At 68.6% G+C, this 22,198-nt stretch carries 14 protein-coding genes; 8 read left to right on the top strand and 6 right to left on the bottom strand.

The genetic code is table 11. The features are described from left to right. Positions 1 to 523 precede the first annotated feature (523 nt). Positions 524 to 2,005, top strand: coding sequence for a glycine betaine/L-proline transporter ProP (gene proP, locus ACP93_RS03385; protein ID WP_048489348.1), 1,482 nt, complete (start codon positions 524 to 526; stop codon positions 2,003 to 2,005). Positions 2,006 to 2,402: 397 nt separating this feature from the next. Here the strand turns inward: proP and ACP93_RS03380 are convergent, their stop codons facing one another. Further along, positions 2,403 to 4,616: a translocation/assembly module TamB domain-containing protein gene (locus tag ACP93_RS03380; protein WP_082143360.1), complete on the bottom strand. Its 2,214-nt coding sequence runs from the start codon at positions 4,614 to 4,616 to the stop codon at positions 2,403 to 2,405. Positions 4,617 to 4,915: 299 nt separating this feature from the next. Here ACP93_RS03380 and ACP93_RS03375 point away from each other — a divergent pair, with 299 nt between their 5' ends. Genes ACP93_RS03375 through ACP93_RS21990 form a run of 3 tightly spaced genes read left to right on the top strand, consistent with a single transcriptional unit; the run spans position 4,916 to position 7,851 of the window. Then, on the top strand, positions 4,916 to 6,436 hold the full coding sequence (locus ACP93_RS03375; protein ID WP_048489347.1) for an acetyl-CoA hydrolase/transferase family protein: 1,521 nt from the start codon (positions 4,916 to 4,918) through the stop codon (positions 6,434 to 6,436). Beyond that, complete coding sequence (locus ACP93_RS03370) at positions 6,436 to 7,665, top strand: hypothetical protein (RefSeq protein ID WP_048489346.1); 1,230 nt, start codon at positions 6,436 to 6,438, stop codon at positions 7,663 to 7,665. The genes ACP93_RS03375 and ACP93_RS03370 overlap by 1 nt, the downstream gene beginning before the upstream one ends. 39 nt (positions 7,666 to 7,704) lie before the next feature. Then, positions 7,705 to 7,851 (top strand): hypothetical protein, encoded by a 147-nt coding sequence (locus ACP93_RS21990; protein WP_157862425.1) that lies wholly within the window; start codon positions 7,705 to 7,707, stop codon positions 7,849 to 7,851. Positions 7,852 to 8,064: 213 nt separating this feature from the next. On the opposite strand, the gene ACP93_RS03365 is transcribed toward ACP93_RS21990, so the two are convergent. The 5 genes from ACP93_RS03365 to ACP93_RS03345 all read right to left on the bottom strand — a co-directional run bounded on the left by ACP93_RS03365 (position 8,065) and on the right by ACP93_RS03345 (position 16,566). Next, complete coding sequence (locus tag ACP93_RS03365; protein WP_048489391.1) at positions 8,065 to 8,364, bottom strand: GIY-YIG nuclease family protein; 300 nt, start codon at positions 8,362 to 8,364, stop codon at positions 8,065 to 8,067. A gap of 432 nt (positions 8,365 to 8,796) precedes the next feature. Then, entirely contained in the window at positions 8,797 to 9,870 is a 1,074-nt protein-coding gene (locus ACP93_RS03360; RefSeq protein ID WP_048489345.1) for a 3-deoxy-7-phosphoheptulonate synthase, read from the bottom strand. Between the two features lie 860 nt (positions 9,871 to 10,730). Beyond that, complete coding sequence (locus tag ACP93_RS03355; RefSeq protein ID WP_106407045.1) at positions 10,731 to 13,619, bottom strand: TonB-dependent receptor plug domain-containing protein; 2,889 nt, start codon at positions 13,617 to 13,619, stop codon at positions 10,731 to 10,733. Between the two features lie 876 nt (positions 13,620 to 14,495). Further along, entirely contained in the window at positions 14,496 to 16,142 is a 1,647-nt protein-coding gene (gene groL, locus ACP93_RS03350) for a chaperonin GroEL (RefSeq protein WP_010340980.1), read from the bottom strand. Between the two features lie 136 nt (positions 16,143 to 16,278). After that, entirely contained in the window at positions 16,279 to 16,566 is a 288-nt protein-coding gene (locus ACP93_RS03345) for a co-chaperone GroES (protein WP_010340979.1), read from the bottom strand. A gap of 280 nt (positions 16,567 to 16,846) precedes the next feature. Here ACP93_RS03345 and ACP93_RS03340 point away from each other — a divergent pair, with 280 nt between their 5' ends. The 4 genes from ACP93_RS03340 to ACP93_RS03325 all read left to right on the top strand — a co-directional run bounded on the left by ACP93_RS03340 (position 16,847) and on the right by ACP93_RS03325 (position 21,958). Continuing rightward, positions 16,847 to 18,625, top strand: coding sequence for an endonuclease (locus ACP93_RS03340; RefSeq protein WP_048489344.1), 1,779 nt, complete (start codon positions 16,847 to 16,849; stop codon positions 18,623 to 18,625). A gap of 117 nt (positions 18,626 to 18,742) precedes the next feature. Beyond that, on the top strand, positions 18,743 to 19,075 hold the full coding sequence (cutA, locus tag ACP93_RS03335; protein ID WP_048489343.1) for a divalent-cation tolerance protein CutA: 333 nt from the start codon (positions 18,743 to 18,745) through the stop codon (positions 19,073 to 19,075). 4 nt (positions 19,076 to 19,079) lie between these two features. Then, positions 19,080 to 21,371, top strand: coding sequence for a protein-disulfide reductase DsbD family protein (locus ACP93_RS03330; protein ID WP_048489342.1), 2,292 nt, complete (start codon positions 19,080 to 19,082; stop codon positions 21,369 to 21,371). Further along, a complete protein-coding gene (locus tag ACP93_RS03325; protein WP_048489341.1) occupies positions 21,368 to 21,958 on the top strand; it encodes a TlpA family protein disulfide reductase in 591 nt (196 codons plus the stop codon). Before ACP93_RS03330 ends, ACP93_RS03325 begins: the two co-directional genes overlap by 4 nt. The last annotated feature ends 240 nt before the right edge of the window (positions 21,959 to 22,198 follow it).

The following is a 22,198-nucleotide window of genomic DNA, read 5'->3' as shown; positions in this document are numbered from 1 at the left end:
TACCGGTAGCGCCCCGTCGCGGCTAAAGCCGCTCCTACGGGGTGCTTCTGCCTTTCACCATGCAAGGCGTTCGGCATTGCGCTCGCATTGCAATTGCGATCCGCTCAAAGCGACACGTCGCCATTGGCCTGCAACAGAGTCACGCGCCAAGCGCGCCCGGGACATGCCCACCGCGTGCCGGCTGCGCTCGCGAGGCGTTGCAAACACGACGCCGCACGCATCACGCACTGCCGCAGATCGCCACAATACACAGCGTTTCACGCCACGTTCGCCGCGTTTCGCGGACCATGCCGCCCGGCCGAATCGGGCGATGGTGTATCATGTGCCCCCTCGACGGAGCCTCGCGTGATCACACGCCGCCTGCTCCGTCGCTTCGATCCCGCAGCGCCGTGGTGTTGACGCGGCCATCCGGGATCGTGCCCCCGCAGACCAGTGCGGCGCCTCTTGCGTCTTCCCGTCTTGCGTTGCCCTGCCGTGTGCGGGCCGGGGGTCATGACCTCACCGTTCCAGGACAGGAGAAGACATGTCGGAGTTCCACGCCCATTTCGGATGGTTCAAGCGCCGCCGCCAACTGCGGGTGGATGAAGTCACCGTCGTCGACAAACCCATGCTCAAACGGGCGGTCGGCGCGGCGGCGCTGGGCAACGCGATGGAATGGTTCGACTTCGGCGTGTACGGCTACCTCGCCGTGACCCTGGGCCACGTGTTCTTCCCCAGCACCAACCCCACCGCGCAGCTGATCGCCATGTTCGCGACCTTCACCGTGGCGTTCCTGGTGCGCCCGCTGGGCGGGCTGGTGTTCGGCCCGCTGGGCGACCGCTACGGGCGACAAAAAGTGCTGGCCGCGACCATGATCCTGATGGCGCTGGGCACGTTCTCGATCGGCCTGATCCCCTCCTACGAACGCATCGGCATCTGGGCACCGATCCTGTTGCTGGTGGCGCGGCTGGTGCAGGGCTTTTCCACCGGCGGCGAGTACGGCGGCGCGGCGACCTTCATCGCCGAGTACTCCACCGACCGCAATCGCGGCTTCATGAGCAGCTGGCTGGAGTTCGGCACGCTGGCCGGCTACATCGCCGGCGCGGCCACGGTGACGGCGCTGCACGTGGCGCTGAGCGATGCGCAGATGCGCGACTGGGGCTGGCGCGTGCCGTTCCTGATCGCCGGCCCGCTGGGCCTGCTCGGCCTGTACATGCGCATGAAGCTGGAGGAAACCCCGGCATTCCAGGCCTATGCCGAAGAAGCGGAGAGGCGCGAGCACGACGCGCCGGGCCTGGGCGCGCTGTTCCGCATCCACTGGCCGCAGTTGTTGAAGTGCGTGGGCCTGGTGCTGGTGTTCAACGTCACCGACTACATGTTGCTGACCTACATGCCCAGCTATCTGAGCGTCACCATGGGCTACGCCGAGAGCAAGGGCCTGTTGCTGATCATCATCGTGATGCTGGTGATGATGCCGCTCAACGTGGTCGGCGGCTTGTTCAGCGATCGCCTGGGGCGCAGGCCGATGGTGATCGGCGCATGCATCGCGCTGCTGGTGCTGGCGGTGCCGTGCCTGCTGCTGATCGGCACCGGCAACGACTGGCTGATCTTCCTCGGCCTGATGCTGCTGGGCGTGGCGCTGGTGTGCTTCACCAGCTCGATGCCGTCGACCTTGCCGGCGCTGTTCTACACACCGGTGCGCTACAGCGCGCTGTCGATCGCCTTCAACGTGTCGGTGTCGCTGTTCGGCGGTACCACGCCGCTGGTCACCGCGTGGCTGGTCGAGCGCACCGGCGATCCACTGGTGCCGGCGTACTACCTGATGGGTGCGGCGGTGGTGGGCATCGCGACCATGGTCTTCGTGCGCGAAACCGCCGGCATGCCGCTGCGCGGCTCGCCCCCGGCGGTGGCCAGCGAAGCCGAGGCGCACGCGCTGCTGCGCAGCGACGAGCCGCTGACCGTGGATCCGACCCGGCCGGAACTGCCGCCGTCGCCGGAACCGCCGTCGCAGGCCATGCCGACCTGACGCGAGCGCCGGCTGTACGCGCTGCGCCGCAGACGCCGCGAGCAGCGCAGACACCAAAGAAACGCAACGCTGAAACGTCACTGACACGGATGCGTGGTATCGATACCCCACATCAAGCCATCGCAGAGCCTGCAGCGGCCTGACCCAGAAAAGGGCAATAAAAAAGCCCGCTGGCAGCGAACTGCTAGCGGGCTTTGCTCCCTCCCCCACGTCGGGATGCAGGGCGATCTTGGGCGCTTTTTTTGGACATTGCACGCTGCAGTGCAAAACGATACCGGGCAGTACATTCTGCTGGTTGCTGGGAATGGGAAAAGCGGCGGACCTGCGCCACGAAGCATTGCTTCGCCCTTGACTACGCAAGAACGAGGGCGCGTAGCACGACGCGTTCGCCGGTACGCTAGGGCGATGCTGCCGGTGCCGGCGCTTCCGGCAGCCACGGCGGTTGCTTGTCATACCATTCGCGCGCGCCGAGCAGATGCCATTGCCGTTGTTCGCCGCGCAAGGCCACGCCCACGCCGAGTACGCCCCAGCGCGCATACAGATCGCCCTGCGTGCCGGCATCGCCGACGCGCAGGCGCGCGCGCAAGGCCACGCGTTCGTTCTCCGCCGCCACCCGATCCAGCCACAGCGCATCCTTGCGCCAGCGCAACTGTCCGCTGGCCTGCAGTTGCCCGGCGTCGGCCAGCTTCAACAGCCACGCCGGCGCATCGCTGTGCTGCGCGAACACCGCCAGCACCGGCCCGGCGTCGCGCATCTGCATCTGCACCTGTGCATCGGCCTGCACCGGCGCCGCCGCGGCGATGCGCCCCTGCGGAATGCGCAGCGTCGCCCACCAGTCGCCTTGCTTGGGCTGGGTGCCGTAGCGCACGCCCTGCAGGCGCAGCGTGCTGCCGCTCAGATCGAAGCGCTTGTCCTGCAGTTCGGCGCGCCGCAGGCGCGCGTCCAGGTCGAGATCGCCGGCCAGTTCCAGGCCCGCGGTCTGCAGCCGCGCCTGGCGGCCGAGCACGCGCACGGTGCCCTGCCCGACCTGGCCGGACGCGTCCAGTTGCAGGTCGCCGCTGAGCCGGCCATCGCCACCGAGTACGCGCACCTGCGCTGCCGGCAGGTAGCGGTTGTAGGCGCGCAGGTCCGGCACGCGCGCATCGGAAAAGCGCAGCCGCGCCTGCAGCGAATCGCGCAGCGTGGCCAGCGCGCCATCGCCCTGCAGGTCCAGTTGCAGGTTCTCGCCTTCGACGAAACTCGCCTTGGGCTCGGCCAGCGGCGCCAGCGCGAAGCGGCGCATGCGCACATCCAGTTGCGTGCGTGGCTGGTCGGCGCTGCCGACGATACGGCCGGCCGCCTGCGCCTTGCCGCTCAAGCGCACGCGCATGATCTCCGCCACCGCCTGCACGTCGGGCACGTCGAGACGGCTGCCGGGTTGCAGCGCGCCCTGCCGCAACTGCAGATCGGCGGCAACGTCGCCGCCGCCGTCGAGCTGGAACCACGGCTTGCGCACCAGCAGGTCGCTGATCCAGTTCAACGACTCGAAATGCCAGCGTCCCTGCACGCGGCCGGAGATGCGCGGCAGCAGCGCCGCCAGATCGGCGAACGGCACCTGGCGCCCGGCGATGCGCAGGTCGGCATCGAGCATGCTGCGCGGATCGACCTGGCCGGGCAGGCGCGCACGTGCACGGATGTCCTCGCCCTCCACGTCCAACAGCAGCGTCAGCACGCCGCGATCGGTGGCGCCGACACCGGCGTGCAGCGGCACGCGCCAGTTGAGCGTGCTGCCAGGCTGCAACGCGCCGCGCAGCAGGTGCAGATCGGCCTGCACGTGGCCCAGCCCGGGCTCGGTGCTCAGCTTGGTGGTGTCGCCGGCGGTATCGATGCGCAGGGCCACGCTGCGCCCGTGCACGCGCAGCGCGAGATCGGTGATGCCCAGCTTGCGCAGCCCCGGCGCCTGCGCGCGGTAGTGGCGCGGGAACGCGAAGCGCGCGTCAAGCGTGGCCTGGTCGGCGATCTGGCGCTTGCCGTAGCGCACGCTGGCGTCCTCGAACACGATCTGCGAGCGGAACAGTTCCGACGGGCCGCCGCGCAACTGCTTGAGGAAGCCGACGGTGCCATGGCCCTTGCCCTCGATCGCAAACTCGCCGAAGCGTGCGCGGCGCAGCGTGCCGCTGTGGATCGCATCGAAGCGCAGGGTCCAGCCCTGGTCGCTGGGCGGTGGTGGCGGGATCATCTCGTCGACGCGGTCCATCTCTCCGACCACGTTCACCGCTTCCATCCACGGCAGGCGCACTTCGCGATGCAGCAGCGGCAGCAGCGCGATGCGCGCGCTGGCGCGGTCGGCACGCACCTGCCAGACGTTGCGCTGCACGTGGCCGCGCATGCGCACGTTCCAGGCGGTGATGAAGCCCGGCAGCACGGTGACGGCCGGCCCGGTGTGCATGCGGAACTTCCCCGGCTTGCGGTTGGTGGCCAGGTCGAACAGCGGCGTGTTGAGGAACACGTTGCCGGCCAGCAGGTACAGCAGGTAGGCGATCAGCAGGCCACGCAAGAGCAGGCGCCAGCCGCGCGGCAAACGCCGGTAGCGCGCGTGGACGGCAGTCAGTGGGCGAGTGAGGAGCGGCACCGCCGCACTATCGCCGCGGCACGGCGTTGAACGCGTGAAAGCGGCGATGGCGCGCACCCGGGGTTGCGTGGCGGTGCCCGCATGGCCGCCAAAGCCCCTCTCCCACCGGGAGAGGGGTTGGGCTGAGGGTCCGGCGCGAGCGCCGCACACCTCGCACAGACCATGGCGTGCGTCCGCATCTCTGCGTTGCGCCGGCAGGCACCGCCGCGCGACAGGCACAGAAAGTGGGGAGCCACCCCAGGGCGGGCCTCGGCCCGATCCGCGATAATTGCCCTCCCCTTCCCACGCATGGTCGCCGCATGTCCGCCGAACGCATCCTCCATCCCCGCCTGCGCGAGCGCATCGTCAGCGCCGAGGCCGCGGCGGCGTTGATCCAGCCCGGCGAGACGGTGGCGATGAGCGGCTTCACCGGTTCCGGCTATCCCAAGGCGGTGCCGATGGCGCTGGCGCAGCGGATCGAAGCGGCGCACCTGCAGGGCCAGTCGTTCAAGATCCAATTGCTGACCGGCGCCTCCACCGCGCCGGAACTGGACGGCGCGCTGGCCAAGGCCGACGGCATCGCCCTGCGCATGCCGTTCCAGTCCGACCCGGACGCGCGCCAGCGCATCAACGCCGGCACGCTGGACTACATCGACATCCACCTCAGCCACGTCGCCCAGCACGTGTGGTTCGGTTTCTATGGCCAGATCGACACCGCGGTGGTGGAAGTGGCGGGCATCCGCGAAGACGGCAGCCTGATCCCGTCGACCTCGGTCGGCAACAACAAGACCTGGCTGGACCTGGCGAAGAAGGTGATCGTCGAGGTCAACGACTGGCAGCCGGCCGGCATCGACGGCATGCACGACGTGTACTACGGCACCGCGCTGCCGCCGCAGCGCAAGCCGATCCCGCTGCTGCACGCCGACGACCGCATCGGCGAGCCGTCGCTGCGCTGCGACCCGGACAAGATCGTGGCGGTGGTGCGCACCCACGGCCCTGACCGCAACAGCCCGTTCACCCCGGCCGACGCCACCAGCCAGCGCATCGCCGAGCACCTGATCGCGTTCTTCCAGCACGAAGTCGGCAAGGGCCGGCTGCCGCCCAACCTGCTGCCGCTGCAGTCCGGCGTGGGCAACATTCCCAATGCGGTGCTGGCCGGGCTGGCCAGCAGCGGCTTCCGCGACCTCAGCGCCTTCACCGAGGTGATCCAGGACGGCATGCTCGACCTGCTGCGCAGCGGCGTGCTCAAGGTCGCCTCGTGCACCGGCTTCGCGCTGAGCCCGGAGGCCAACGAGGAGTTCAAGCGCAACATCGATTTCTATCGCCAGCGCATCATCCTGCGCACGCAGGAGATCTCCAACCATCCGGAGCTGGTGCGGCGGCTGGGCTGCATCGGCATGAACGGCATGATCGAGGCCGACCTGTACGGCAACGTCAATTCCACCCACGTGATGGGCAGCCGCATCATGAACGGTATCGGCGGCTCCGGCGACTTCGCGCGCAACGGCTTCCTGTCGATCTTCCTCAGCCCCAGCACCGCGAAGCACGGCAGCATCTCCTCGATCGTGCCGATGGTCAGCCACGTCGACCATACCGAGCACGATGTGTCCATCATCGTCACCGAGCACGGCCTGGCCGACCTGCGCGGCCTGCCGCCGCGACAACGCGCGCAGCAATTGCTCGCGCAGTGCGTGGACCCGAGCTACCGCGCACAGCTGCAGGACTACTTCGATCGCGCCCTGCACGCCAGCTACGGCAAGCACACCCCACACCTGCTGCCCGAGGCGCTGTCCTGGCACCAGCGCTGGCTGGACACCGGCTCGATGCGGATTCCAGTGTGATGCTGGATGCGCTGCTGGGCGCGCTGGGCGTGAGGACCGAACGCCAGGACAAGCGGTATCTGCAGGATTTTCTCGATCCCGTCCGCGGCACGTGTCATGTCGGCGATCTGCCCGAACCGCTTCACATCGAGATCGCCGCATGGATCCGTCTGCATTGCGAAGGCAGCCGCTTCGATGCGCACTTCCTCGACGGACTGGAGCTGGGCACAGCGCAACGGCGCTGCTTCGAGGCGATCCTGGTGACTTTTCTGCGGATCGCCGAGCGCGTTGTCGGCGACAGGGGGCCTCGCCAGGGCGAGCCCGGTTGGCCCTGGCGGCGGAGCGTCTTCATCGCGCCGACGCTCGAGGTCAATGCGTGCGTGAAATTCAGCTTCGATCTCAAGCAGCAGACCCTCTTCATCGTCATCAACGCCGGCCTGCTCCTGCAACTGGCGCATCGCATCAGCGCTGTCCTGCAGACGTCGTCCTTCCGGCGCAGCTTCGGGATCGATCGGGCCGCTCCCATGGCCAGCACCGCTCCGCCGCAGAAGCACGGCCCGTGGCTGACGCCGCTGCACGACCATCCGTTGGTGCTGATGGCAACGCTGTCGGCGGCCATGCTGGTGCTGACGCACGAGCTGGCGCACTTCTATCGCGGCCATCTGCATCTCACCCGCCGCACGTCCGGCGACGACGCCGTGCTGGAGGAGCGCGACGCATCGGGCGCCACGGCCACCGCAGGCCTGCCGTCCAGTCAGCGCCGGCTGCTCGAACTCGATGCGGACGAAACCGCCGGGACGCTGGCATCCGTCCTCTGGCGGCTGCTCGACTATCCTCAGTTCGGTCCTGACGACTCGCCAAACGAGAACTTCTACTGCGGCATGCTGCTTGGCAGCACCTGCCTGTTCCTGTTGCTCGACGAAACAGTGGCATCCGCGCATTACTACAGCCCGTTCTGGCGCCTGCGCATCACCATGGCCACCTTCAACCGCGACTACTTTGCCGCCCCCGATGACAAGGACGCCGAGCATGCTGCGGATTCGATCGAAGTCTTCAGGCTGATGCAGCGCATGGTCGAGGCATGCGAGGCCGCGCATCGCGAACTGGGCTGGGGCGAGGGACTGGACGGCAGACGCTTCCTGGCCGAGACGGAAGCACTGCTGGACCATGACCGACGCGCGTTGCAGCAATTGCTCATTACGCAATTGGCACCGCTGATGCCTTATGCAGCGCAGCGCGGGAAGCATTAGCGAGAGAGCTCCTACATTCCTTGGCCTGCGTGGATCATCGTGGTCTCGCATGCCGGCCGGCTGATCGCGGCGCTGGAAGAACAGCCGGATTGCCTGCACCACCTGCTGACCAAGGCGCACGACCAGACCGACGTCGCCGGCCTGCGAGCACTCGATCGGCCGGCGTGGCATTGGCCCAGCCGCTGAGGCGGGTCGTGCCTCGCGGGAGTGACTGCTGCGGATAGCGGCATGCCTGGTGCGATTGTCGAGGCGTTCGAACGTATCGCGTCGGGACTGAAGTCCCTCCCACAGTGCAGCCATCCTCCATCCGGACATCTGCGCGAACGCCCCGCGCCCTTGTAGGAGCGGCTTCAGCCGCGAGAGGCGTTACCGGTATAGCCGTCGCGGCTGAAGCCGCTCCTACACTGCTGCGGATTCGGCGGTCGGTTGCGGGCTGTCGGACGCCGGCGCGGACAGAAACGCCAGCTTGCGGCCGCGCGGCAACTGCTTGAGCGCGTATTCGGCGCGCGAGGCGGCGGCGCGGTCGGGGTAGGCGCGGCTGGCCAGCAGCCGCAGCGGTGGGTTGGCGCGGGTGTACTTGGCGCCGGTGCCTCGCAGGTGCGCCTGGAAGCGTGCCTGCAGGTCCGGGGTGATGCCGGCGTAGTAACTGCCATTGCGGCATTCGAGCAGGTACAGGAACCAGGGCGAGTCGGCGGCCATGCGCCCATTATCGCCACGGCGGCCGGCTTCGCCAGCAACGGCATCCGCGCGTGCGCGCATGCGGCCACGGCCACCGCGTGCTGGCATGACCGTATCGTTGCCTGCACCTGACGCGCCCGAGCAGGCGATCGCCGCTGCGGCCGCATCCGCCAATCTGCGGCGGTGGCACATCTTCACCACACCGCGTCCGCGCACCCGCGCTGAACCGGCGACAACAGGTTTTAACGCACCGCCAACACCTTGCCAGCCGCTGCCACACACCGCCATACCGTGGTCACCGGATGGGCGGATAACGTCATCACCGGCACGCAGCCGTCGATACCGAAGCTCTCTCCCTTCGCATTCGGCGGCGCGTCCGGCCCCTCTTCGGGCCTCCCCCGCCCACCACGCACGCAGCCGGTCAGGCTGCGTGCGTTTCTCCCACCACCGACCTCAGGCCGCCTGCGCCACGCGCGCCTGGCGCCGCGCGCGTACGGCCTGCGCCAGCCGCTCGAGCACCTGCACCGAGGTGTCCCAGTCGATGCAGCCGTCGGTGATGCTCTGCCCGTAGACCAGTGGCTGGCCGGCGACCAGGTCCTGGCGGCCGCCACGCAGGTGGCTCTCGACCATCGCCCCGACGATACGGGTCTGCCCGGCCTCGAGCTGGCGGGCGATGTCCTCGATCACCCTGGGCTGGTTGTCCGGATTCTTGCCGCTGTTGGCGTGGCTGGCGTCGACCATCAGCCGCGCCGGCAGGCCGGCCTTCTCCAGCACCTGCGCCGCCGCGGCGACGCTGTCGGCGTCGTAGTTGGGCTGGGAGCCGCCGCGCAGGATCACGTGGCAGTCCGGATTGCCGGCAGTGGCCGCCACCGCGGTCTGCCCGTCCTTGGTCACCGCCAGGAAATGGTGCGGATGCGAGGCCGCGCCGACCGCGTCGACCGCGATCTTGACATCGCCGCTGGTGCCGTTCTTGAAGCCCACCGGGCACGACAGGCCCGAGGCCATCTCGCGATGCACCTGGCTCTCGGTGGTGCGCGCGCCGATCGCGCCCCAGGCCACCAGGTCGGCGATGTACTGTGGCGAGATGATGTCGAGAAACTCCACGCCGGCGGGCAAGCCGAGGCGGTTGATGTCGCGCAGCAGGCCGCGCGCCAGGCGCAGGCCCTTGTTGATGTCGAAGCTGCCGTCGAGGTTGGGATCGTTGATCAGGCCCTTCCAGCCGACCGTGGTGCGCGGCTTCTCGAAGTACACCCGCATCACGATCTCCAGCGCATCGCCGTAGGTCTCGCGCAGCGGGCGCAGGCGCTGCGCGTACTCCATCGCCGCGACCGGGTCGTGGATCGAGCACGGGCCGATCACCACCGCCAGGCGGTCGTCGCGGCCATGCAGGATCTCATGCAGCGCCGCACGCGAGGCAGTGACGGTCTGCGAGGCCTCCTCGTCGCAGGGCAGCAGCGCCTGCAGTTGGGAGGGCGGAGTCAGCGGTTCGATCTTGCGGATGCGCAGATCGTCGGTATGGGGGGCCATGTGCATGTCTCGTCGGGGGGCTTGGGTGGGGCCAGATCCGGCGGCATGAAAAAAGCCGCCAGGTTCGCTGGCGGCTTTCGGGATTGCGGCTGAAGTGTCCTTCAGGGTGAACGCGATCCTTCCTCCGCCAGCGGCATCGGAAAACCGTAATACCAAAAGTAAAAGCTGCGGCAGGAAGCGTTCATGGGACGTAGTGATAACACAGGGTTTGCGGGAGTGCCACAGTTGCTGGTGCAACAAACGTGGGATTGGTGCGTCGGGATTCGGGATTCGAAAAAGCGGTTCAACGCGGCGGGAAGGCCATGAGGTCGCCGTTATCGAATAGGCGCGGTGGCTGCATGTGTTGTTGCGTGGCGCTGCGCGCCCCGGACCCTCACCCTTCTCCCGGTGGGAGAGGGGCTAACGCGCTTTCCTTCTCCCGCCGGGACCATGGCCCCCTTTTCGGGGGAAGGTGCCCCGCAGGGGCGGATGAGGGTGCGGCGGCAAGCGATCCATCTCCACAAGCGCACGCCTATGGGTTCTTGCGCGGCGCTGCGCGCTCCGGACCCTCACCCCAACCCCTCTCCCGGTGGGAGAGGGGCTAGTGCGCTTTCCTTCTCCCGCCGGGACCATGGCCCCCCTTTTCGGGGGAAGGTGCCCCGCAGGGGCGGATGAGGGTGCGGCAGCAAGAGAGCAAATCTCCACAAGCGCACGCCCATGCGTGCTCGCGCGGCGCTGCGCGCCCTCGGACCCTCACCCCAACCCCTCTCCCGACGGGAGAGGGGCTAGCGCGCTTTCCTTGCCGCATGTTGCGCATCACCGGATCGGCTTCAACGCTGACCAAGCCCCATCCCGAATCCCCACTCCCAAATCCCAGCCCCTCAAAAATCCAGCACATACTCCATCGCCACCTCGCGCCCGATCGCGTCGTACAGCGTGGTGTTGTAGAACTGGTAGCCGTAGTAGCGCTCCTTGTTGTCGTAGCCGACGGTGTCGAGCACGTTGTTGATGTACAGGTTGACCTTCATCTTCGGCGCGATGCGGTAGCCGGCGGTGAGGTTCCAGTACAGCGCGGGGCCGACGCGGCCGAAGTAACGCGTCGTGCTCTCGCCGAAGTGGCGGTTGCCGCTGTCGGTGACGCGGCAGGCGTCGGAGGGGCTGGGCTGGTAGCCATCGTCGAAACGGGTGCAGGTACCCCAGTTGACCGCCTGAGTGGAGCCGAAGCGCTTGGCGTACACGGTCAGGTCCAGCGGGCCGCCGTTCTCCCAGTGCACGCTGCCGCGCAGCTTGCTGCGGATCTTCTGGTCGCGCAGGTTCTTGTCGTCGTCGGTGCGGTAGGTCTGCTCGTGGTAGCCGATCAGGTTGTTGTAATCCAGGGCGAAACTGAAGTTGCCCCAGCGCGCGGTGTTCAGGCGGTACTTCAGCGAGGCATCGACGCCGGACACGTGCATCTGCGCGATGTTGATCGGCCCCTGCTCGATGCCGGTGACGCGGCCGGCGGCATCGCGCGACACGCGCGAGAGGATGCGCGCGCAGTATTCGGCGCCGCCGGGATTGACCCACACGCCGCCGGCGGTGGTCAGGCCGGTACGGCAACCGGCTTCGGCGCTGAGCACCTCGTCGCGGTTGAGGTCCTTGATCATGTCCTGCAGCCGGATCCGGTAGTAGTCCGCGGTCAGCGACAGGCCCTCGGCGATGTCCCAGACGAAACCGGCGGTGACCGAGCGGCCGTGTTCGGATTCCAGGTCCGGGGTGCCGCGGCGGTTGACCTGCATCAGGTAGAACACGTCGCTGTTCTCGGCGCTGCAGCCGCCGGTGAGGTAATAGCCCTTCTGTATGCAGCGGTACTGGTCGATCACGGTCTGCTGGGTGGAGCTGGGCTCGCCGAGTACGTAGTGCATGTCCGGCGCGCGGAAGCTGGTGGCGACGCTGCCGCGCAGCAGCAGCGTGCTCAGCGGCCGCCACTCCAGGCCGGCGCTCCAGGTGGTGTCGCGCTGTGTTCCGATTGCCGCGCCCAGGTCGCTGCCATAGGCACGGTAGTCGCCGTAGCGGTCGTGGCGCGCGGCCAGGCTGGCGTTGAGCGAGGACAGCAACGGCACGTCGAACTCGATGCCGCCGGAGTAGCGCAGGCGTTCACCGCCGCCGTAGTCGACCACATCCAACGGATAGCAGGTGTTGGCGCACGGGTCCGGCGCCAGCCGGTAGCCCTGCTTGGCCACTTCGCCGACCGCGGCGAACTTGATCGGCCCGGCCCAGCCCTGCAGCAGCTCGCCGGTGATGTTGGCGCTGGCCTGGTTGACCCAGGAATCGGCACGATTGTGCGCTTTCACCGCCAGATCGTCGTACTGCGCGCCGGTCAGCGGCTGGTACCAGCGCCCCTCGTTGAGATCGTAGATCGGCGTGCCGTCGGCGGTGCTGCCCAGCTGCGGGCCGAGGAAGTAGGCGGTGGCCTTCTGCGTGTCCACCGTGCGCACGTATTCGTCGACGGTGTAACGCGCGCGACCGATCGCGACTTCCCAGTCGAAACGGTCGGCGAGGCGACCCTTGAGGCCGGCGCTCAGGTCCCAGGACAGCTCCTTGGTGGTATTGGCCAGGTTCTTCCAGCCGCCGGATTCGAAGCGGGTGAGCTGGCGGATCGCGTACAGGTCGCGGTCGCTGCCGGTGTCGTGGAACGGGCCGAGGTAGACGTAGGGGGGGTCGTAGGTCCAGTAGCCGAGGCTCTTGGTCGTGGACAGCGTACTCCAGGCCTGCACGCCGTTGTCGAAGTCGAAGGTGCCGTACAGATAGGCCGAGCCGCTGTCGCCGCCACTGGCAGCCAGCCAGTCGGCGTAGTCGTGGGCCATGCCGCAATAGCCGCCGAGGTTGCGCACGGTGTCGCTGTTGTAGTCGTAGCTCAGCCGCTGCGCATCGACGAACTGGCCGCCGAAGCGCGCGCAGGTGCCGGCGGGCGGCGCCAGGCGCGTGTTGTTGCCGGCGTCAACCAGGCTCAGGCCGGTGAACGGATTGAAGCCGTACTTGCGCGCCTGCGCGGTCCAGTTGCTGTAGGACTCGTCGTCCTGGTCGTCCATCTTCGGCCGCTCGCCGACCGAGAGCGGATCGCGCCGGGTCCACTGCAGCGCGTAGGTCAGGTTCCACCTGTCGCCGCTGCGTCCGCCGACCCAGGACAGGTCGACCACGTCGCGCCCGCCGGCGGTGGCGGTGCCGCCGCGCAGGCGCACCTGGTTGCCTTCGTAGCCCTGCTTGAGGATCACGTTGATGACGCCGGCGACCGCGTCCGAGCCGTAGATCGCCGAGGCGCCGCCGGTGAGGATCTCGATGCGCTCCACCGCCGCGGAGGGGATGTTGGCGTAGTTGGCGAAGTTGCTCTCGCCGGTATAGGGCTGCGGGTAGTCGGCGACGCGGTGGCCGTTGACCAGCAGCAGCGTGCGCCCGGGACCGAGGTCGCGCAGGCTCACCGGCGAGGCGTTGGGCGTGTGCGAGCCGTACTTGGTGTCGGCCTCGACGCTGCCCTGCTGGTTGAGCGTGCTGAGCACGTCGTAGACGGTGAGGAAGCCTTCCTGCTGGATCTGCTGCGCACTGATCGTCAGCACCGGTTCGGCGCCCTCCACCTCCGAGCGCTTGATCCGCGAACCGGTGACCACGACCTGGCCCAGGTCGGTGGTGGCGGGCTTGGGCGCGGCGGTGTCGGCGTCCTGCGCGCACGCCTCGCGGGCGCCGTACAGCGCCAGCACGATGCCGAACGCGAGAGTGGTGAGTGGGCGACGTGGCATGGGGTGTCCTCTGCAGCGGATGGGAGCGACACCGTGCACGCACGACGTCCGGCGTCCTCTTCGCTGCGCCGCGCCCACGACCATGCCACGCATGCCGCAGGCACGCGCCACCCTGCGCCGGCCGCGACGCACAGAAGAAGACGAACATGCGGGCGTGCAGATCCCCTGCGCCCACGCGTCCTAACCTGCATGCCGCTGAAAACACTGTCAACACGCGGCCACACCGCGCTTGTAGACGATTGCGTGTTGTGCACGATTCTCCGCGCAGCGCGTGGATTCTCGCCGCATCGCCAGCGGATGCAGTCCAAGGGGCGACGTCTCTGGCGGACGCGCTGGTGAGCGACGACGCGCTGCATCCGCGTCGCGATCGCGTGTCCCTCTCCCGTCGGGAGAGGGGTTGGGGGGTGAGGGTCCGGCGCGCAGCGTCTCGCGGTGTGTGGGTGCATGGCGCGACGCCCGCATCCTCATCCCTGCCATCGGACACTGTCGCCTGACACGCCTGTGCCGCGCCTCCGTCCGCGGGGATCGCACGAGCGCGGCTGCAGGCAGCCTCCAGTAACGCGCTTTGCTACTTGCTGCGGTTCGGCGAGACACGCCGTTGTCCTCGTACGACGGGCCTTGTCGGTAACGCCTCGTCGCGGCTGAAGCCGCTCCTACAACATGGTTTCCCGCCTTTGCCGAAGTGTTCTACAGACGCTCGCCAGGCAGGTTCTGCCGCGGCACGGCCAGCGGATGCACCGGGTCGTTGACCAGGGCGCACGAACGCACAGACGCGCGCATCGGCATGCCGCCATGCCGAGGACGCAAAAAAAGAGCCCCGCATTGCTGCGGGGCTCCTTTCGACTGCGTGGAACAGGTCGGCCGAAGCCGGCTGGATCAGAAATCCATGCCGCCCATGCCGCCCATGCCGCCACCCATGCCGCCCGGGGCGGCCGGCTCTTCCTTCTTCGGGGCCTCGGCCACCATCGCTTCGGTGGTGATCATCAGGCCGGCGATCGAGGCGGCGTTCTGCAGCGCCGAACGGGTCACCTTGGTCGGATCCAGGATGCCGAACTCGACCATGTCGCCGAACTCGCCGTTGGCGGCGTTGTAGCCGAAGTTGCCGCTGCCTTCCTTGACCTTGTTGAGGATCACGGACGGCTCTTCGCCGGCGTTGGTGACGATCTCGCGCAGCGGCGCTTCCATCGCGCGCAGCGCGATCTGGATGCCGTGGGTCTGATCTTCATTGGCGCCCTTCAGCTCGCCGATCGCGCTCAGCGCGCGCACCAGCGCCACGCCGCCGCCCGGGACCACGCCTTCTTCCACCGCCGCACGGGTCGCGTGCAGGGCGTCTTCGACGCGCGCCTTCTTTTCCTTCATCTCGATCTCGGTCGAGGCACCAACCTTGATCACCGCCACGCCGCCGGCCAGCTTGGCCACGCGCTCCTGCAGCTTCTCGCGGTCGTAGTCCGACGAGGTCTCTTCGATCTGCGCCTTGATCTGCTTGATGCGCGACTCGATCGCCGAGGTGTCGCCGGCGCCGTCGATGATGGTGGTGTTCTCCTTGGAGACCTGCACCTTCTTGGCGCGGCCCAGGTCCTTGATGGTCGCCTTTTCCAGCGCCAGGCCCACTTCCTCGGAGATCACGGTGCCGCCGGTCAGCACGGCCATGTCTTCCAGCATCGCCTTGCGACGGTCGCCGAAGCCCGGGGCCTTGACCGCCACGACCTTGACGATGCCGCGGATGGTGTTGACCACCAGGGTCGCCAGCGCCTCGCCTTCCACTTCCTCGGCGACGATCAGCAGCGGCTTGCCGGCCTTGGCCACGCCTTCCAGCACCGGCAGCAGGTCACGCACGTTGGAGATCTTCTTGTCGTGCAGCAGCACGAACGGGTCGTCCAGGTCGGCCTGCTGGCTCTGCTGGTTGTTGATGAAGTACGGCGACAGGTAGCCGCGGTCGAACTGCATGCCCTCGACCACGTCCAGCTCGTTCTCCAGGCCCGAGCCTTCCTCGACCGTGATCACGCCTTCCTTGCCGACCTTCTTCATCGCGTCGGCGATGATGTTGCCGATCGACTCGTCGGAGTTGGCGGAGATGGTGCCGACCTGGGCGATGGCCTTGTCGTCGGCGGTGGGCTTGCTGATCTTCTTCAGCTCGGCCACGGCGGCCACGACGGCCTTGTCGATGCCGCGCTTGAGGTCCATCGGGTTCATGCCGGCGGCGACCGCCTTGGAACCTTCGCGGATCAGCGCCTGCGCCAGCACGGTGGCGGTGGTGGTGCCGTCGCCGGCGTTGTCGGAGGTCTTGGACGCGACTTCCTTCACCATCTGCGCGCCCATGTTCTCGAACTTGTCGGCCAGTTCGATTTCCTTGGCGACGGAGACGCCGTCCTTGGTGATGGTCGGCGCGCCGAAGCTCTTCTCGAGCACGACGTTGCGGCCCTTCGGGCCCAGGGTGGCCTTGACGGCATTGGCGAGGATGTTGACGCCGCGCACCATGCGCGAACGGGCGTCTTCACCGAAACGGATATCTTTGGCAGCCATGTGTGTTGCTCCGGGATTCGTGATTGGGGATTAGGGATTCGCTGGAGCGGAATTCGGGCGGAGATATCGGGTCGCGCGGCGCCTGGCGCCTTTGCCAATCCCGAATCCCGATTCCCGAATCCCGCGATCGGGGGCTTTAGCCGACGATCGCCAGAACGTCGTCTTCGCGCAGCACCTTGTACTCGACGCCTTCGGCCTTGTAGCTGGAACCGGCGTACTGGCCGTAGATGACCTTGTCGCCGACCTTGAGCGCCGGGGCGCGCACGCTGCCGTTGTCCAGCGGCTTGCCGGCGCCGACGGCCACGACTTCACCCTTGGTGGACTTTTCCTTGGCCGAATCCGGGATCACGATGCCGCCGGCGGAGATTTCGTCGGCTTCGATCGGCTTGACTACGACGCGGTCGTGAAGCGGCTTGATGCTCATTGAGTGAGACCTCTTAAGTGATTGATTGGTCTAGGAAAGGCCGGCGATGTTAGCACTCGCACATGACGACTGCCAGCAACGCTCGCGAAAAAACCCGGTAAGGCCGGGATGCGCCTGATGTAGTGCCGCGGCCGGGGCTTTCAAGGGCGGGAGGCAAAAAATTTTTGCCGAGAACGTGCATTCGGTGGCAAGCAGTGACCGAATCCCGTCACAGTGTCACAGAGGCGCGCTAGGCTGGCCGCGGACCCAGGGGGGGATCCGTCACCAAAAGGAGTTGTCGATGAAGCCATCCGCCGTTGCGCTGCCGCTGGCCTGTTTGCTCGCCCTTGCCGGGCCGGCCCAGGCCGCCATATTCATCAATGAATTGCATTACGACGATGCCACCGCCGCCGGCGACACCGGCGAAGGCGTGGAGATCGTCGCCACCGCCGGGGAGAGCCTGAGCGGCTACCGCGTCTACCTGTACAACGGCAGCAACCCGGGTTCGGCCACGGTCTACGCCAACAGCGCGGTGCCGGCCGGCAACCTGGTCAGCTGCGGCGGCCAGGTGCGCATCGCCACCGTCAGCTATGCCAGCAACGGCATCCAGAACGGGCCCAACGACGGCCTGGCGCTGGTCGACGGCAACGGCAAGGTGGTGCAGTTCCTCAGCTACGAAGGCAGCATCACCGGCGGCGGCGGCCCCGCCGCGGGCATGACCAGCCAGAACCTGCCGGTCAGCGAGAGCAACAGCACCCCGGCCGGCACCTCGCTGCAGCTGCGCGGCAACGGCAGCGCCGCGGCCGACTTCAGCTGGAGCGACAGCGCCGCCAGCACCTTCGGCGCCTGCAACAACGGCCAGACCTTCGCCGGCGGCGGCGGCAGCAACGCCGCGCCGACGGTGACCGCCACCACCCCGACCCAGGGCGCCACCGACTTCCCCGCCGCCGGCGACCTGGCAGTGACCTTCAGCGAAGCGGTGAGCGTGGCCAGCGGCGCGTTCGGCCTGAGCTGCCAGCAGTCCGGCAGCGTGGCGCTGACCTACCCCAGCAGCGGCACCCAGTTCGCGCTGTCCACCAACACCGCGCTGAAGGCCGGCGAGAGCTGCACCCTGAGCATCGTCGCGGCACGCGTGAGCGATGCCGATGGCGCGCATCCGGCGCAGGACCGCAGCGTCGCGTTCAACGTCGCCAACGGTTCCGGCGGCGGCGGCAACGGTGCTGGTACGTACTACTCGCGGGTCAACACCTCCAGCCCCAGCCAGCTGCGCTGCTCGCTGCACGAGACGATCAAGGGCCACACCGTCTATCCGTACAGCAGCAGCTCCGGCACCGACACCTGGGCCATCCTGGAGATCGCCGACGAGGATCCGAACAACAGCCAGCGCGTCCTCGACGCCTACCGCAACCGCAGCTACGCCAAGGGCACCGACCGCGCCGGCAGCGGCAGCGGCCTGAAGTACAACCGCGAGCACAGCTGGCCGAACTCGCTGGGCTTCGGCACGTCCACCGGCAACAAGGGCCTGCCCTACGCGCCGTACACCGACACCCACATGCTGTACCTGACCGACGCCACTTGGAACGCCGACCGCGGCAACAAGCCCTACGCCAAGTGCGACAGCAACTGCGGCGAGCGCGCCACCGAGGCCAACGCCGGCTTCGGCGGCGGCAGCGGCCGCTACCCGGGCAATTCCAACTGGGTGCGCACCCCGGACGGCAACAGCGGCACCTTCGAGGTGTGGGACCACCGCAAGGGCGACATGGCGCGCGCGGTGATGTACATGGCGATCCGCTATGAGGGCGGGGTGGATGCCAAGACCGGGCAGTCCGAGCCGGACCTGGAGCTGACCGACGACCGCAGCAAGATCGTCAAGACCTCGTCCTCGCCGGCCTACATGGGCCTGCTGTCGACCCTGATCGCGTGGAGCCAGCAGGATCCGCCGGACGACGCCGAGCGCGCCCGCAACGAGGTGATCTACAGCTTCCAGGGCAACCGCAACCCGTTCATCGACCACCCCGAGTGGGCGACCTCGTCGCTGTTCACCTCGGCCAAGCCGGCCAGCTGCCAGTTGCTCAACTGAGCCGTGTTGCCTCGCCCGCTGCAGTTGCAGCGGGCGGGGAATCGGGATTTGGGATTGGGGATTCGCCCTAAGCCGGCGCCGCCAAAGCGCGGCCGGCATCCCTATACTGTCGGCCGCATGTCCGTGCCCGCCCTCCGCTTGCTGCTCAGCACCTGCCCCGATCCGGCCAGCGCCGCGCGGATCGCCCAGGCGCTGGTCGACGAACGCCTGGCCGCCTGCGTCAGCCGCCTGCCCGGCGTGCAGTCCACCTACCGCTGGCAAGGCGAGGTGGAACAGGGCGAGGAAGTGCTGCTGCTGATCAAGACCGCCGCCGACCGCCTGCCCGCCTTGCGGCAACGGCTATGCGCGTTGCACCCCTACGAGGTTCCCGAACTGGTCGAACTCGAGGTTGCCGGCGGCCTGCCGGCCTACCTGCAGTGGGTGCATGCCGAAACCCGTGAGGAACCGTAAGCCGATGACCCTGCTGCACCGCCTCGCCGCCCTGTGCCTGCTGGCCGTGGCCGCCTTCCCCGCCCTGGCGATCAGTGAAAAGGACTTGCTGCCGGTGGACCAGGCCTTCGCGCTCAGCGCGCAGGCGCCCGAACGCGGCCGCATCGCGCTGCACTGGGACATCGCCAAGGGCTACTACCTGTACCGGCACCGCATCGCGGTGAAAGTGATCGGCGGCTTCAAGCCCAACCCGACCCTGCAGTTGCCGGCCGGCCACAAGAAGACCGATCCGTACTTCGGCGAGGTGGAGACCTACCGCGACGAACTGAACGCAGTGCAGAGCGGCGTCGCCGATCCCGGCACCAGCCGCGTGCAGTTGGAAGTGCGCTACCAGGGCTGCGCCGATGCCGGCGTGTGCTACCCGCCGCAGAAGCGCCTGCTCGAGGTGACCCTGCCGGCCGCCACTGCCGCCGCCGATCCCGCGCCGGCACTGGCGCCGCCGGCGGCGAGCGGCGGGCTGCCGGGCAGCGGCCCGGGCGCCGGCACCGGCGCCAAGCCGCTGTTCGGTCCCGGCGCCGGTGCGGTGCAGGGCCTGCCGCTGCCCTCGGACCAGGCGTTCCGCTTCGAAGCCATCGTCGGCGACGGCAATACCCTGCTGCTGCGCTTCACCCCGGCGCCCGGCTACTACCTGTATCGCGACCGCACCGCGCTGGCGCTGGAAGGCGCGCCCGGCATCCGCACCGGCATGCCGCGCTGGCCCAAGGGTAGCTCCCACCAGGACGAACACTTCGGCAACGTGGTGGTGTACTTCGACCAGACCGAGGTCACCGTGCCGCTGCAGCGCCAGCGCGCCGACGCCACCGCCGCGACCCTGGTGGCGACCTTTCAGGGCTGCCAGACCGACGGCATCTGCTACCCGCCGATGACCCGGCGGGTGAAGCTGGCGCTGCCCAAGGGCAGCGTCACCCCCGCCGACCAGGCCGAGGTCAGCCCGCTGCTGGTGACCCCGCTGGACAGCCGCCAGGCCGACGCCAACGACGCGGCCGCCGACACGGCCGCCAACGCCCTGCCGGCGACGCCGGACGCCTCGGCGCACAACGCCGCGCGCAGCGCCGCACCGCCACCGGCCACGCAGAACCTGCTGTGGATCCTGCTGCTGGCGCTCGGCGGCGGCCTGCTGCTGAACCTGCTGCCGTGCGTGCTGCCGATCCTGTCGCTAAAGGTGCTGGGCCTGGCGCAGAGCGGCGAGAGCCGCGGCCGCGCCCGCAGCCATGCGCTGTGGTACACGCTGGGCGTGCTCGCCTCCTTCGCGGTGGTCGGCGGCATCGCCGTGGCCGCACGGCTGCTATGGGGCTTCCAGCTGCAACGCCCTGGCTTCGTCGCGGTGCTGGTGTACCTGATGTTCGTGGTCGGGCTCAGCCTGTCGGGCGTGTTCACCCTCAGCGCCAACCTCGGCGGCGTCGGCCAGTCGCTGTCCACGCGCAGCGGGCCGGTCGGCGACTTCTTCACCGGCGTGCTGGCCTGCGTGGTGTCCAGCGCCTGCATCGGCCCGTTCATGGGCCCGGCGCTGGGCTATGCGCTGACCGCGCCGCCGGCGATGGCGATGCTGGTGTTCCTGACCCTGGGGCTGGGCCTGGCGCTGCCGTTCCTGCTGATCGGCTTCGTACCCTCGCTGGCCAGGCGCCTGCCCAAGCCGGGCGCGTGGATGGAGACGCTCAAGCAGGTGCTGGCGTTCCCGATGTACCTGAGCGCGATCTGGCTGCTGTGGGTGCTGGGCAAGCAGCGCGGCGTGGACGCGGTGGCGCTGCTGCTGGTCGGCGCCACCCTGCTGGCGCTGGGCTTGTGGTGGTTCGAGCGCGCGCGCTGGCGCGACCACAAGACCGGCATGCGGCTGGCCGCCGTGCTGCTGCTGGCCGCCCTGGTGCCGGCCTGGAGCGTGACCCGGCTGCCGCCGCCCGGCGCCAGCGTCGAGCGCAACACCGTGGCCTATTCGCCGCAGATGCTCGACCGCCTGCGCACCGACAACCGCGTGGTGTTCGTCAACATGACCGCCGACTGGTGCGTCACCTGCAAGGCCAACGAGCGCAACGTGTTCGACAGCGACGCGTTCCGCGACACCATCAAGCGCGTGGACGCGGTGTACATGAAGGGCGACTGGACCAACGAGGATCCGCGCATCAGCGCCTTCCTCGCCGAGCACAAGGCGGTGGGCGTGCCGCTGTACGTGGTGTACGGGCCCGGCGCGCCGCCGACCGTGCTGCCACCGGTGCTGAGCCAGGCGGTGGTCGAGGACGCCCTGCTGCGCGCGGCGCGATGACACCCGGCACCGCGCGCCTGCTGGCGGTCGCCGCGGTGGCAGCGGTGCTCGGCGTGGCGGCGGCGCACTGGTGGGAGCGGCGGACGCCAGCCATGGCAGCGGCCTGGCCCGCCACGGCCAGCGGCCATGCGGCGGCGGCCCCGGTCGCCGCAGCGCGCCCGGGCGATCCTGCCCCGGCGCTGCGCCTGCCCACGCTCGACGGCGGCCAGCTGACCCTGGCGCAGTTCCACGGCCGCCCGCTCCTGGTCAACGTGTGGGCCAGTTGGTGCGAACCCTGCGTGCGCGAGATGCCGGAACTGGACCGGCTGGCCCGCGCGCAGCCGGCCGACGGCCTGCAGGTGCTCGGCATCGCCCTGGACCGCGCCGAGGACGTGCACGACTTCCTGCAGCGGGTGCCGATCGGCTACCCGATCGCCCTGGAAACGCCGGGTCCGGCCGACGCCAGCGTGCGCCTGGGCGACACCCAGGGCCTGCTGCCGTACAGCGTGCTGATCGACGCTGACGGCCGCATCGTCAAGCAGAAGCTGGGGCCGTTCGCGCCAGGCGAGGTCGAGAGCTGGGTGGGCGATGCTCATCCGTCGCGTTAGCCGACGGACCCAACCGGCCATGCACACGCTTGTGGGAGCGAGTCCAGGCGCGACGCAGCATTCCCGATGACACCTCGTCGCGGCTGAAGCCGCTCCTACGCGCACGCCTTCAGGATGATGAGAGGCTCCGGTGCAGTCGAAACGGGATTCCTGGTAAAGCCCTGCCGCGGCTAAAACCGCTCCACGGAAGCTCGCGGCGAGCCCGCTGGGTGCACTGTGGGAGGGACTTCAGTCCCGACG

This window comes from Xanthomonas sp. NCPPB 1128 (assembly GCF_001043115.1).
Lineage (GTDB): Bacteria > Pseudomonadota > Gammaproteobacteria > Xanthomonadales > Xanthomonadaceae > Xanthomonas_A.
The sequence above is the reverse complement of the archived record's forward strand: the minus strand, read 5'-3'. Positions and strand labels throughout refer to the sequence as shown.